This window comes from Salisaeta longa DSM 21114 (assembly GCF_000419585.1).
Classification (GTDB): domain Bacteria; phylum Bacteroidota; class Rhodothermia; order Rhodothermales; family Salinibacteraceae; genus Salisaeta; species Salisaeta longa.
In genome coordinates this window covers 1826225-1839348 of the sequence record NZ_ATTH01000001.1, presented here as the reverse complement: position 1 = coordinate 1839348, position 13124 = coordinate 1826225, and the positions used below count along the sequence as shown (strand labels likewise).

Sequence of the window (13124 nt, the reverse complement as noted above, 5' to 3'; positions counted from 1 at the left end):
ACGCGGGCGCGCCGGTGGATCAAATGACGTATCCAGAATTGACGGTGCAGGGGCCACGCCCAAGGTCCAAAAACAAAAAGCCCCGGCGTAGGCCGGAGCTTCGTTCCAGGTGGGGACTCCCCGTTCCCCCACATAGCGCTACTTTTCCAACCGGCGGGCGGTTGGACGGCTGCGGCCGGGAGATTCACCCTCGTCGCTGGAACGTTTAGGCTTACAGGATGCGCCAGTTCTTGATCTGTCTTCGTACGCGGTCTCTCATTTTCGAGGAATTGGACGATGCTTCTATAGTGCTGCGGGGCATTGACGGATAAGCAAAATCGTAATCATCGGAGCACTGTAAATACGTAGAAAAAATAAAGAGAGCAGCGTTACAATTCCGTATTGTAGGGTGTCTTTAAGTAGCAGCAACAAAAAAGAGCGAACAACTGAAGAAATACCTACAGATCTATGGACTTCATCGAGCAAATCGAAGCGCTATCGGCACGTGTTCACGAGCAACGTGACCATCTAAATACCGAGGAGGCGACAAAGAACGCTCTTGTCATGCCCTTCATTCGAGCGCTCGGGTATGACGTTTTCAATCCGCGGGAGGTTGTCCCGGAGTTTACGGCTGACTTTGCCAACAAGAAGGGCGAGAAAGTGGATTATGCGATCCGTCGCGACGATGCGTTGGTTATGCTATTTGAGTGCAAGAAGGCGGGTGCTGAGCTTTCTACCGATCATGCCGGACAACTCTTCCGCTATTTCCACATGACAAAAGCGCGGATCGGGGTGCTGACAAATGGTGTCAATTACAAATTCTTCTCTGACCTGGAAGAGGAGAATAAGATGGACCAACGTCCTTTCCTTGAGCTTAGCCTTGGAAAATACACTGAGCAGCACGTTGAAGAGCTAAAGCGATTGCGAAAGTCTACATTCGACCTTCGGGAAATGCTTGAGGCGGCGCACGACTTGAAGTATCGAAAGGCCCTTCGTAACTACCTCGACCAACAGTGGAGGCGTCCTGAAGATGATTTTGTTCACTTCATGGCAAAGCAGGTATACGATGGGCGGGTGACGCAAGCCGTACGCGAACAATTCCAAGGTATCGTGCAGAAGTCGCTTCATCAACTTGTACACGATAAGGTCAGTGGCCGCCTGAAGTCTGCTCTGGAAGAAGAGGAGGCAAGCGTCGCGGTAAACCTTCAGCCTACTGAAAGGAGCCCGTCCGAGGTGGAAGGGAGAGATACGCTTCCTGAAGGTGTCGTAGAGATCAATGATGATGTCGTGACGACTGAGGAAGAAATGGAGGGCTTTCGCATTGTTCGTGCCATCATGCGAGAGGTCGTTGATGTTGACCGCGTGACTCCTCGTGATGTGAAAACATATTTTGGCGTTCTCCTCGATGACAATAACCGTCAACCGATTTGTCGTTTGCACTTTAACCGATCACAGAACTACATCGGACTTTTTGACGAGAACAAGGACGAAGAGCGCGTTCCCATTGATTCGCTGGATGATATTTATAACCACGCGGACGCATTACAACGAATAATCAATGTTTATGATGGGGAGCAGTGACAGGCAACCGGAGGTCACCCTGCGTCAGGCCTTGTTTTTCCAGGGCCTGGGCTGTGGTCAGTGAGCCATCGCGCGGGCCGGGTCGGGAAGGGCGAGCACGTTCGTCCAGTAGGTCAGCGGCTGCTGGGGAGCGTCGATGAGTCCGCGGCGGACCAGCCAGGCTTCGAGTTGTTCGTAGTAGCGCGTTGTCATGCTGAAGTCGTGCGTAAAGCACGGCACTGTAGCCTCAAAAATTGCACGCATCAGCGTGTCGTCTGGATCGGTGTCGGTACGCGTGAAGTAGATCTGGCGGGCCTCCTCTGGGCGCTGGTGTACCACATCGATCCCACGCCGCAGCACGCGCAGAAACCGCGCAAACGTCTCTTGCTGCGCATCTAAGCGCTCGGGCGTCGTAATCAAAATGAGCTGGCAGAAGTCCGGAATCCCCCAATCCTTCAGCGCAAAAAAGCCAACATCGAGGCTACGGTGACGGGCTTCGACCATCTCGAAATTGTAGAATGCGAGGGTCGCGACATCCGCCGCATCATCGGCGAGGGCATCGGTGTGATAAAAGCCACGGTTGACGCGCGTGAAGGCGTCTGGGTCGTAGGGGCCGCCGTCGGCCTCGATCATAGTGCCCACGATAGCCGGCCCGCCCGGTCCTGGGGCGCCAGGGTACTGGATGCGCGTGCCCGCCATGTCGCGCGGACGCGAGATCCCGGTGTCGGTTCGATACATGACGCCACCGTTGGTGTGCAAAAACCGCGTGATCCCAACGGCCGAATGCCCGTCAGCGCAATCCTCGGCGAGGTGCAGGGGCTCCGTGATGGCAAGGTCCATGGCGCCCTCCGCAATGGCGTCGACGGCGTCGAGGTGCTCCTCCGGTTCGATGAGGGTGAGGTCGATGCCTGCGGCTTCAAACCAGCCGTGCGCTTGAGCCACGAGGAGCGGGGTATGGTCAGGATTCAGGAACCATTCGAGTCCGAGGCGAAGGGAGGTCATCGTCATGCAGGTCGTTAGTCCAGAAACAAGAGACGCCGCGGGACCTGGCAAGCGCGCTCGTTGACGGGCGCGCAACGTTTCCTTCGTCGGTACAAACCGAATCAGGTTCAAAGGGTGTGTTCTCAGCCCGTTGGTGCAGGCACCCCCAGCACATATTCTTACCAGGTGAGCAGCGGCGGGTTCACACAGCGGTCTACACCCCGCGTATTCGGGGCCACCCTGACGCTGGCCATGGCCCGGCACACGGTCGACTTTTGCGGGCAACTGCTGCAGGCGGAGGGGAGCGCCTCCGCGTAACAGCAACAGGCAAGAGGAAACCCCAGCATTGATAGACGTAGAGCGGTTGGGGCGTCGTCACATGACGGTTCCGTTACTCGCTTGACAGCCTCCGGCCGCGCACCGTAGGTTGCCGATGCTCATGTTCCCACACCCATCGCCCGTTTGTCATGTTTGTTCGCACGCTCCGCCTGTCCACGTTTTTGCTACTCGCCGGCGCCCTCACGGCCTGCGGCGGGTCGTCTGATTCTTCCGATGCTGCCGATGCCCAAAGCAGCACGGCCAACGCGACGGCTGTCACCATCACGCCGGGCGAACGGTCGCCCGCCATTGCCGGGGCCTCGGCGCAGTTTACCGCGCCCATCGACAGCGCGGTGGTCGACAGCGCGAGCGTCGACGTGACCGTGACCGTGGACTCGTTCGAAACCGGCATCCAGACGCAGACGCCGCGCGCGCAGAACATCGCCAACTCGGCCAACGGCCAGCACGTGCACATCATCCTCGACAATGGCCCCTACATGGCCAATTACAACACGGGCCAGCCGTTTCCGATCGGCGAGCTGTCGCCGGGCGCGCATACGCTCGTGGTCTTTCCGAGCCGCTCGTACCACGAAAGCGTGAAGAACCCGGGGGCGCACGACGTCGTGACCTTTTACGTGGCGGAGGAAACCGGCACGCCCATGATCGAAAAAGGCGCGCCCACCATCATCTACAGCCGGCCGAAGGGCACGTACAGCGGCGCGGCTGCCGAGAAAATCATGCTGGACTTCTACCTCCACAACGTAGAGCTCAGCGCCGATGGCTACAGCGCCAAGTACACCATTCGTAAGAAGGGCAGCACCGAGCCGCTGGCGTCGCAGACGTTGACCGAGTGGGTGCCGTCGTTTGTGACGGGCCTCTCCAGCGGAACGTACGTGGTGCATCTGCAGCTGCTGGATGCCGAAGGCAACGTCGTGCCTGGACCCTTCAACGATACTGAGCGTGAGATTGTGGTCGAAGCACCTTCTTCTTCCATGTAACACCGTCCCTATGATCCGTTGTGTGTTGTCTTGTTGGAGCGCGCTTCTCCTCCTGGTGGGGGGAAGCGCGTTTTCGCTGTCGTGCCAGGCCCAGCCGGCCCCCTTGCCGCCGGCGCGTCCGCATCCCGGAATGGACGTGCAGCACTACGACCTGTCGCTGGTGCTGTCGGATAGCACCGATCGGATAGCGGGCACAGCCACCGCGTCGGTGGTGGTCACCGCCGATACGCTCACCCGGCTTCGGCTCGACCTGGTGCATCCGGAAGATGGCAGCCGGACCGGTATGACGGCGACCGACGTGGCCGTAAACGGCGCGGCCGTTCCGTTTGTGCAGCGCCGCCACGAGGTGGTCGCGCGCGTCGGGCGGGGGCTGCAGGCCGGGCGCACCTACGCGCTCACCGTGCAGTATCACGGCATTCCGGCCGATGGCCTCATCATTGGCACCAATCAGCACGGGGCCCGCACGTTCTTTGGCGACAACTGGCCGAACCGCGCGCGCCACTGGTTGCCCGTGGTCGACCATCCGGCCGATAAGGCTGCATTCACCTTTCATGTGACGGCGCCCGCGCACTACGACATCGTATCGAATGGCGACGACGTAGGGCGCCGCGTGACCGGCGCGCGTCGCACGGTGACGTGGAGCACCAAAGAACCCTTGCCAACCAAGGTGGCCGTCATTGGCGTCGCCGATTTTGCCGTCGACACCGTGGGGACGTATCGCGGGCGGCCGGTGACGAGCTGGGTGTATCCGCCCGATTCCACTGCCGGATTTCAAGATCTGGGGCAGGCCCTTCCCATCGTGCAATTCTTTGCCCAGCAGATTGCGCCGTACCCCTACCCGAAGCTCGCCAACGTCCAATCCACGACGCGGTATGGCGGCATGGAAAACGCCGCCGCCATTTTCTACAGCGAGGCCGCCGTGGGCGATACGCAAAACGACGAAGCGCTCGTAGCACACGAGGTGGCGCATCAGTGGTTTGGCAACACCGTAACGGAAGCCGACTGGCCGCACCTGTGGCTGAGCGAAGGGTTTGCCACCTACCTGACGCAGCTGTACATGGAGCACGCCTATGGCCCGGCGCGCCTTGAAACCGGCATGCGGCAAGCCCGCGAGCGCGTGATCGTCTTTCAGCGACGCAATCCCAACACGCCGCTGGTGGACACCACCTACAGCGACCCGAACGAACTGCTCACGCTCAACCCTTACCAGAAGGGCGCCTGGGTGCTGCACATGCTGCGGCACCGCGTGGGCCTGTCCGGTTTTTGGGACGGCCTGCGCTTGTATTATCAGCGGTTCGAAGAAGGCAACGCCACGACGGCCGACTTCCGGCGGGCCATGGAGGACGCCACCGGGGCCAACCTGCAGCGGTTTTTCGCGCAGTGGACGCGCCGCGCCGGTCACCCGGTGATCACGGGCACGTGGCGCTACGATGCCGAGGCGCAGGAGGTGGTGCTTACCCTCCGGCAAACGCAAGCGGGCGCGCCGTTCGCTTTTCCATTGGATGTAGCGATGTATGCCGGCAGTACAGGAACGACAACAACGGCCATGGTGGATGCGGCGACCGAGACGGTGCGGCTCGCGGCTCGCGAGCGGCCGACGCGCGTGGTGCTTGATCCCAACGTGCGGTTGCTCATGGAAGGAGGCGTACGCCCGGCCGGAGGCCGCGAATGAATCGAGACGCGCTGCGTGCCGAACTGGCGGCGATGGGACGGCTGGCGGCACCGGTAACGGCCGCGCAAGTGGGCCAGGTGTCGATGGGGTTTATCGATACGGTGATGGTGGGGCAGCTGGGCCCCACGGCGCTCGCGGGCGTCGCGCTGGGCAACACGCTGTTCTTCTTTGTGCTCATCGTAACCACCGGCGTCATCCAGGGCGTCAACCCCATGGTGTCGCAGGCCGTGGGGCGGCGCGACCATGCCGCCGTAACGCGCAGCGTGCGCCAGGGGCTCTGGCTCGCGGTGGGACTTGGCGTGCCCGCCGTAGCGCTGTTATGGTTTGCCGAGCCGGCGCTGCATGGGATGGGGCAAGCTCCGGCGGCTGTGGCGCAGGCTACGGGCTACCTGCACGCCATCGTGTGGGGGCTGCCCGCCGCACTGGGCTATCAGGCCCTGCGCAGCTTTGCCGAGGGCCTTGCACGCCCGGTGCCCGTCACCGTGATAACGTACGGCGGCGTCGCGCTCAACATTGCCGCCAACTACGCGCTCATGTTTGGCGCCGGCCCGCTGCCCGCGCTGGGACTTGTGGGCACCGGGTGGGCCACAACCCTCGTGTTCTGGTTCATGTTTGCGCTCCTGGCAGGGCTCACGTACGCCGGGCGGCCCTTCCGGATGTATCCGCTGTGGCATCGCCTGCGCACGCCCGACCTTCGCATGCTGCGCGCGCTGGTGTACGTGGGCGGCCCGATGGGCGTATCCCGCGGCATCGAGGCCGGGCTCTTTACGCTTACGGCCCTCATGGCCGGCACGCTCGGAACGACGGCCCTCGCCGCCCATCAAATTGCGCTGCAAACCGTAGCCTTCGTGTTTATGGTGCCGGTCGGCCTGTCAATTGCCGGATCGGTGCGTGTGGGGCAGGCCGCCGGGCGGGGCGATGCGGCCGGCGTGCGGCGCGCGGGCTGGCTGGCCATGGCCCTAGCCGGCAGTGCCATGGGGATCAGTGCCGTGGTGTTCTGGACATGGCCCGCGGCGATCGTGCGGGTCTATCTTGCCGCCGAAGGCACTCACACGGCGGCGGTTGCACAAGCGGCCGCCCACCTGCTGGGCATCGCGGCCTTCTTTCAAGTCGTCGACGGGCTGCAGGTGGCCGCCCACGGCGCACTGCAGGGCCTCAAAGATACGCGCGTGCCCATGCTCATTGCGCTGTGCACGTACTGGGGCATCGGCCTCAGCAGCGGATACGTGGCCGGCCTTCAGTGGGGCTACGGCGTGTATGGCCTGTGGTGGGGGCTGGTGGTAGGACTCGCCGCCGCTGCCGTTGCGCTCATCGCGCGCTTCCGCCAACAGGTGCACCGGCTGCCGGCGGCTGCTACCAGAACGTGAAAACCCCGAACGGCGTCTTTCAAATCAGTTGCCCAACTGTTACGTTAAGAACATAATGCGCCTTCGGCCCACGCGCCTTTACGGGGCGCCCCCGTGCCGTTGTCATCTTAAGACTCAATCCCGCAGTCATCATGCCCATCAAGCTTCAGGTAACCCGCGAAGGGGAGGACGCCAGCGAGGCGGCCGACTATCTGTTTGAGCAAGACCGCATCACCATTGGGCGCGGCAGTGGCAACGACCTTACGCTGCCGGACCAAAAGATTAGCAAGCGCCACGCCCAAATCGAACAGACGGGCGGCGAGTACAAGCTCTCCGATCAAGGAAGCAAGAACCACACGTACCTGCACGGCGAGCGCTTACAACCCCACGCGCCGGTGACGCTGCAAAGCGGGGATGTCTTTAGCCTTGGCGAGTTTCGGGTCGAATTTGTGCCGCTGTTCATGCCGTCATCGGAGCAAACGGCCCTGGCGGGAAGCGACAGCATGGGCGGGAATGCCTTCTCCAAGCCCGCCGCCCGCCTGGCCACAGCGCTGGAAGAAATGGCCGATGCGTATCAGTACATGACCGAGCAGGAGCGCGACGCGCAGCTGGAGCAGGCGCTGCAACAGGCACTGCAGGGCGCTCCGGCGGCATCCCGGGTGGCCCATCAGGTGGCCGATGCGCTCCAGCCAAGCACCCCAAAAGCGGACGGCGACAGTGCCTCGGTTCCGGCGCGGGTGCGCCCGGTGCTCAACACCCTGCTCGAAGCCGTGGCCCGCATGATCAGCATCCCGCCGCACTTCTGGCGCGAATTTAGCGGACACACCGTCATGCAACCGCCCGAGATGGCCTTCCTGCGGAAAGCCGACCTCGAAAGCTTGCAGATGCACCTGCTCGATCCTAAGCTATCGGATGAGGAGCAGACCGAGCGGCTCGATGATCTCCGCGCTTCGGTGAACACGCTCGTGGCGCACCAAATTGCTATGCTCAGTGGGTACAAGCAGAGCGTGGAATCTGGTGGCAAAAAGGTGCTTGAGCAGGTGCAGCCAACCGACCGCACAAGCGACGGCGTGTTTGGCAAGTGGTTTGCAGAGGATAACGACAAGCAGACAGCAGCCAGTGCCAACCGTTGGAAGAAGCTATACAACGGCGACTGGAGCGCCATCGAGAAAAAGTGGTTTCGCCCCGCATTCATGAGCGCCTACCTCGATCGGATGGCCGATGCGTGGAATATCTCGAAAGAAGAACTGGTGGAAGACCCGGACGCCCTGCCTGACGATTGACCTGCGTTTTTTCTCGCACCCCGTTAAGTAAGCAGAACGGATCATGCAAGACGAGCCGATCGGCAAAGAAATTGATGGCTACCACATTGAGCGCGTGCTCGGCCGGGGCGGCATGGGCACGGTGTACGCCGGTGAAGACATTGCGCTCTCGCGCAAAGTGGCCATCAAGCGGGTGAACCCGTCGCAGTCGCACCGCGAGATGTTCTTGCATCGCTTTCGGTCCGAGGCCCGCGCGCTTGCCCGCGTCGACAGTCCGTACATCGTAAGCATCTACGCGCTGCGCGATACCGAGGTGGGCCTCCTCATTGTGATGGAGTACGTAGACGGCGGAACTGTGGAGGATCTGCTGGAGGACGGCGCGATCGACACGAGCGTCAGTGTGCGTATCCTCAAGCAAACCCTGCAGGCCTGCCAGGCCGCGCACGATGCCGGTGTGATCCACCGCGACATCAAGCCAGCCAACATCATGCTCACGCGCGACGGCCGCGTGAAAGTGACGGACTTCGGCATCGCCAAGATGCGTAGCCCCGACTCGGGCCAAACCGTCACCCAAGGCGGGCAAGGCGGCACGCTCAAGTACATGGCGCCCGAGCAAATTTCCGATATCAACGCCGTAGACGGCCGTAGCGACCTGTACGCGGTGGGCATGATGGCCTTTCAGATGCTCACCGGCACCTTGCCGTTTGAGCAGGCGGCCACCGACTTCGACATTATGCGCCGGGTCGTTGAGGGCGACGTGCCATCGCCCGATGAATACCGCGACGACCTGCCGCCGGCGCTGGTGGGCATCATCGAAAGGGCCACCGCGCAAGCGCAGGACGAGCGCTATCCGAACGCCAAGGCGATGATTGAAGCGTTGGCGGCGGTGGAGGATGCACTGGAGAGCACGCCGGCCGAGGATGCTGCAACGATCGTGGGGCACCTCCCCGACCCGCCGGACGATGACGGCTCGGAGCCGGGCGAAACGACGGTCGACGAGACGGCCCTGGCCGATCCTCCGGCGCTTGACGAGACCGTCCTCGACGAAACGACGATGGACGAGACGGCCCTCGACGAAACCGTAATGGATGAGGGGGCACTTGACGAGACCATGCTCGATGAAACGGTCCTCGATGAGACCGCGCCCGAGGCGCCGCCTCCTGCCGACCCCGGTACCTCCAAGCAGCCGGCTGCGCCCCAGGACGATCCTTCGTCTGCCGACGCACCACCCGCTGCTGCATCTGCGCGCGCACCGGAGCCCTCGGAGGCAACAAAAGCGGCTCCTTCGGATCCCGAAGCGCCGCCGGAGCGCGCAACGCCGTCTGCTACTACGCGGGCGCCGGTTGAGGCGTCGGAAGAAGACCGCGGGGGCCGGTCGGTGCTGTGGGGCAGTCTTGCCCTTCTCGTGCTGCTGGCCGGGCTGTATGGCGGCTACCAGTTTATGCAAGGCGGCGGAGGGAGCGCATCAGCCGTTGCCGTGCTGGCCGTTGCCAGCACCCCGGAGGGCGCCACTGTGCAAGTGAACGGCGACACGGTAGGCACCACGCCCGCACAACAGCTCGCCGTAGCCCCGGGGCGCGCAACCGTTCGGATCTCAAAAGAAGGATACGCACCGTTCGACACGACACTCACGCTGCGTGCCGGCGCATCGTATGCCGTGCGCGGCATCGCCCTTTCGTCCCGTTCGTCGGGCCCCGCCACGGCGCAAGCCGATGCCCCTTCCGGTGCAGCGGCCCGCCCCGACGCGCCAGCCCCCGGCGCGCTTGCGGCCAACGCGTCGCCGCCGGGTGACGGGGCGCGCGATGCCGCGGGCAACCCGCCGTCCGCCACGCAGGCGTCCGACAAGACAGAAACCGTACGACCGACCGATCAGCCGTCCGACGCTCCCGCATCGGCGGACCAGGCAGCGGATCCTACCCCAACGCCCCAGGCCCCTGCACCCGCGCTTCTTCAGGTGCAAGCCGTTCCTACCGCTCAGGTTGTCGTCAATGGATCAGAGGCGCGCGCGCCCGGCGCATATCGGCTCACGCCAGGTCCCCAGCGGGTCGCGTGTCGTCACCCGGAATATGGAACCATCGACACGACCGTAACGGTCACGTCCGGCCGACGGGCACAATTGACCTGTTACTTTCAGTACCCGGTCAACGTCACTACTACAGGGCCGTGGGGAAATGTATGGATCGACGGAACGAACACGGGCAAAAGTACTCCGTTAAGCACACCGTTACAAATAGGACCAGGAACACATCGCATTGAGTTGCGCATTGCGCGAAGCGATGCCATGCGCGTTGTGGGGGGAGTTATACGGTCTCGTGTGGGAAGCGAAGCCGTCACCCAGTCGTTTACTGGCGCATCCGTTCCGATTCGGGTCCGCCCGTCGTTTGTGCCGAAACAATATGCTGTATCTTTCACGGTTCAGCAGCCTTAGCCCATCTCGCATGCTTCTGGGAGGAGACATGCGGGGAATCATCGGCAGGGTTGTCTTGCGTGGGCCGTTTGTGCCTGTACGAATCCGTGCTGTACACTTACCAACAATTGTATCATGCCAGAGGCTATCGCTATGATAACGTCCATCTATACTCGTTCAACGCGACATCAGCGCCTGGGGGGCGTGCTGTTGCTCCTTGTGGGGTGCTTGCTTTTTGTGCCGCCGGTGCACGGGCAGTCTTCAACGTTTGAGAAGGCCCAGACGGCGTATCAGTTTGCAGAGTATGAGAAGGCCATCGACCTGTTTACGCAGGTTGCCAACAGTACCTCGGTAAGTGCCGAGCGGAAGAAGCAGGCGCTGCGCTACTTGGGGCGTGCGTACATTGCGCGCAACAAAAAAGGCGAGGCCCGCGAGGCCATCCGCCGGCTCATCAAGACCGAGCCGCCACTTGTTGAGCTGAACCCTAACATGGAGCCGCCGCCGGTGATGAACCTCTACTACGAGGTGCGCAAGGAGATGAACGGCTACAAGGTGCAAAAGCAGCGCCCTGGGATGCAGACGCTAGCCGTCATGGACTTCTCCAACAACTCCATCGACCAGCGCGAGCGGTTTCAGGGGCTGAGCAAGGGGCTCCCGGCCATGATGATCAACTACCTGAACCAGGGCACCGACCTGAAGGTCATTGAGCGCGAGCGTATCGAGTGGCTCCTCAACGAGCTTAAGCTCCAGCAGAAAGAAGGCATCGTCGACCAGTCCACCGCCGTGCGTACCGGTAAGTTGCTGGGCGCCAACGCGGTGGTGTTTGGCAGCTACACGGTGTTTGAGGATCGCATGATGATTCAGGCCCGCGTGGTGAAGGTAGAGACCGGCGAGATTTTGCTGGGCGAGCAGGTTATGGGTAAGCCCGATGAGTTCTACACGCTCATCGAAGATCTGAGTATGGAGATCACGCGGTCGCTGAACGTCGCCGTGAAGGAGCAGAAGATGGGCGGCAGCGACACGAAGTCGCTCGATGCGATGATGGCCTACTCCGACGGATTAAATCTGTTAGAGGACGGGAAGTACCGGGCGGCTTACGAGAAATTTCTGCAGGCCGCTGAATACGACAAGAGCTTCAAGCGCGCGAAGATTAAGGCCAAGAGCTTGCGGCCCCTGCTCGTGGCGCAGGCCGAGGTGCAGGACAAAGGCACGGTTCCGTCGTCGAACATGAACCGGTAGATGCGTTCGCAACCGTTTGATGGATCGACGAGAGACGAAGCCATGGTAAGCTCTGTACAGCAGATACAACGCGCGGTGCTGCGCGTGGCCGTGCTCATGGGACTCGCGAGTATGCTGGTGGCCTGCGGGAGCTCCGGGGTTGCCCTTAACGAGGACCCGAGTGCGTATGCCGCCGAGGTGAAGCGCCTGCAGGCGCGTCTTGCGCAATCGCCGGCCGACCTAGTGGCCCTGCAGCGGCTGGGCATCATCTACATGCGCACCGGGCGTCCCACAAAAGCGTACGATACGCTCAAGCGGGCATACGCACAGGAGCCGGATGACCCCAAGACATTGTTCTACCTGGGGCTGGCCTCCGAAAGTGTGGGCAAAGTGGGCACCGCGCGCGAGCTGTATGCCAGCTATACGCAGGTGCCGGCCGATTCAAAGTACCGAGCGCTGTTGCAGGGCCGGTTGGCCTGGCTCGAACGCAAAGAAGCGCGGGCGCAAGTCCGGAAGGCGCTGAGCCGCGAGCGCTCGATGGGGCAGCCCGTATCGCCGCGGGTGGTGGCCGTGCTGCCGTTTACCTACCTGGCCGGCGACGAGCGCTACGCGGTGCTCAAGCGCGGGCTGAGCGAGACGATTGCCACTGACCTGGCCAACATCGACCGGCTTCGGGTGGTGGAGCGCGTGCGGCTGCAGGCACTGCTCGATGAGCTGAAGCTGGCGCAAAGCCAGTACGTCGATCCGCAGACAGCGCCGCGGGTGGGGCGTCTGTTGGGCGCCGGTCGGCTCGTGAGTGGTTCCTACAGCGTGGAGGACGCGTCCATAACGTTTGGGCTGTCGTTTACGGGCGTGGCCACCGGGGTCAGCTTGCCCGACCGCAGCACGCTCACCGCCGACCTTGATCGGCTCTTTGAGGTGCAAAACACGCTGGTGTACCGCGTCGTCGAGGGTCTAAACGTCGAGCTGACGCCGCAAGAGGAGCAGGCCATCGAGCGGGTGCCCACGCGTAACCTGCAGGCGTTTCTGCTGTACAGCCGCGGCCTTCGCCTCGAAGACGAAGGGCGCTACCGCGCCGCCGCCCAGCAGTTTGGGCAGGCCGCGCGACTCGATCCCTCGTTTCAGGCCGCTGCACGGGCTAAGCAGCGCGCTATGGGCTTAAGCGCTACCAGCGGGTCGATCGGCCAGGCGTTTGCAGGCGCCCAGGACGGCCTTGAACTAAGCAGCACGGACGCCGTCAGTCGTCGGCTGCAGCGGCTTGCAAACAGCGGATTGGCTCTCCCTACGAATTCGCCCACGGGAACCATCGGCGGAACCATGTCGGGCGACCTTCCCCTACCGCCGGCCCCACCGCGTCCGTAGTATCGGCCGGATTTCGCTTGT

Annotated in this window: 9 protein-coding genes and 1 riboswitch; of the genes, 8 read left to right on the top strand and 1 reads right to left on the bottom strand. The window is 62.5% G+C overall.

Annotation, left to right across the window (positions count from 1 at the left end; all coding sequences use genetic code 11):
* The first annotated feature begins 447 nt into the window (after window positions 1–447).
* Entirely contained in the window at window positions 448–1560 is a 1113-nt protein-coding gene (locus tag SALLO_RS0107565) for a type I restriction endonuclease (RefSeq protein ID WP_022835710.1), read from the top strand.
* Between the two features lie 57 nt (window positions 1561–1617).
* Here SALLO_RS0107565 and SALLO_RS15970 read toward each other — a convergent pair whose 3' ends face one another.
* Window positions 1618–2541, bottom strand: a complete 924-nt coding sequence (locus SALLO_RS15970; protein ID WP_022835709.1) for an ABC transporter substrate-binding protein — start codon at window positions 2539–2541, stop codon at window positions 1618–1620.
* 61 nt (window positions 2542–2602) lie between these two features.
* A riboswitch (TPP riboswitch) is annotated at window positions 2603–2698 on the bottom strand.
* A 289-nt stretch (window positions 2699–2987) separates the two neighbouring features.
* Between SALLO_RS15970 and SALLO_RS0107555 the strand changes: the two genes are divergently transcribed.
* From SALLO_RS0107555 to SALLO_RS0107525, 7 genes are all read left to right on the top strand, one after another.
* Window positions 2988–3836, top strand: a complete 849-nt coding sequence (locus SALLO_RS0107555) for a hypothetical protein (protein WP_022835707.1) — start codon at window positions 2988–2990, stop codon at window positions 3834–3836.
* Between the two features lie 22 nt (window positions 3837–3858).
* On the top strand, window positions 3859–5508 hold the full coding sequence (locus tag SALLO_RS0107550) for a M1 family metallopeptidase (RefSeq protein ID WP_228702793.1): 1650 nt from the start codon (window positions 3859–3861) through the stop codon (window positions 5506–5508).
* A complete protein-coding gene (locus SALLO_RS15965) occupies window positions 5505–6875 on the top strand; it encodes an MATE family efflux transporter (protein WP_022835705.1) in 1371 nt (456 codons plus the stop codon). Before SALLO_RS0107550 ends, SALLO_RS15965 begins: the two co-directional genes overlap by 4 nt.
* A 131-nt stretch (window positions 6876–7006) precedes the next feature.
* Window positions 7007–8137 (top strand): FHA domain-containing protein, encoded by a 1131-nt coding sequence (locus SALLO_RS17765; protein ID WP_022835704.1) that lies wholly within the window; start codon window positions 7007–7009, stop codon window positions 8135–8137.
* Window positions 8138–8180: 43 nt separating this feature from the next.
* Window positions 8181–10544, top strand: coding sequence for a serine/threonine-protein kinase (locus SALLO_RS17760; RefSeq protein WP_022835703.1), 2364 nt, complete (start codon window positions 8181–8183; stop codon window positions 10542–10544).
* Window positions 10545–10676: 132 nt separating this feature from the next.
* Window positions 10677–11762: a CsgG/HfaB family protein gene (locus SALLO_RS0107530; RefSeq protein ID WP_028567024.1), complete on the top strand. Its 1086-nt coding sequence runs from the start codon at window positions 10677–10679 to the stop codon at window positions 11760–11762.
* Between the two features lie 42 nt (window positions 11763–11804).
* Entirely contained in the window at window positions 11805–13103 is a 1299-nt protein-coding gene (locus SALLO_RS0107525) for a CsgG/HfaB family protein (protein ID WP_028567023.1), read from the top strand.
* Window positions 13104–13124 lie beyond the last annotated feature (21 nt).

Bases quoted from the DNA above. Each gene is read 5' to 3' on its own strand.
- SALLO_RS17765 (WP_022835704.1), top strand. From the start codon at position 7,007: ATGCCCATCAAGCTTCAGGTAACCCGCGAAGGGGAGGACGCCAGCGAG.
- SALLO_RS0107525 (WP_028567023.1), top strand. From the start codon at position 11,805: ATGGTAAGCTCTGTACAGCAGATACAACGCGCGGTGCTGCGCGTGGCC.
- SALLO_RS0107530 (WP_028567024.1), top strand. From the start codon at position 10,677: ATGATAACGTCCATCTATACTCGTTCAACGCGACATCAGCGCCTGGGG.
- SALLO_RS15970 (WP_022835709.1), bottom strand. From the start codon at position 2,541: ATGACCTCCCTTCGCCTCGGACTCGAATGGTTCCTGAATCCTGACCAT.
- SALLO_RS17760 (WP_022835703.1), top strand. From the start codon at position 8,181: ATGCAAGACGAGCCGATCGGCAAAGAAATTGATGGCTACCACATTGAG.
- SALLO_RS0107555 (WP_022835707.1), top strand. From the start codon at position 2,988: ATGTTTGTTCGCACGCTCCGCCTGTCCACGTTTTTGCTACTCGCCGGC.
- SALLO_RS15965 (WP_022835705.1), top strand. From the start codon at position 5,505: ATGAATCGAGACGCGCTGCGTGCCGAACTGGCGGCGATGGGACGGCTG.
- SALLO_RS0107565 (WP_022835710.1), top strand. From the start codon at position 448: ATGGACTTCATCGAGCAAATCGAAGCGCTATCGGCACGTGTTCACGAG.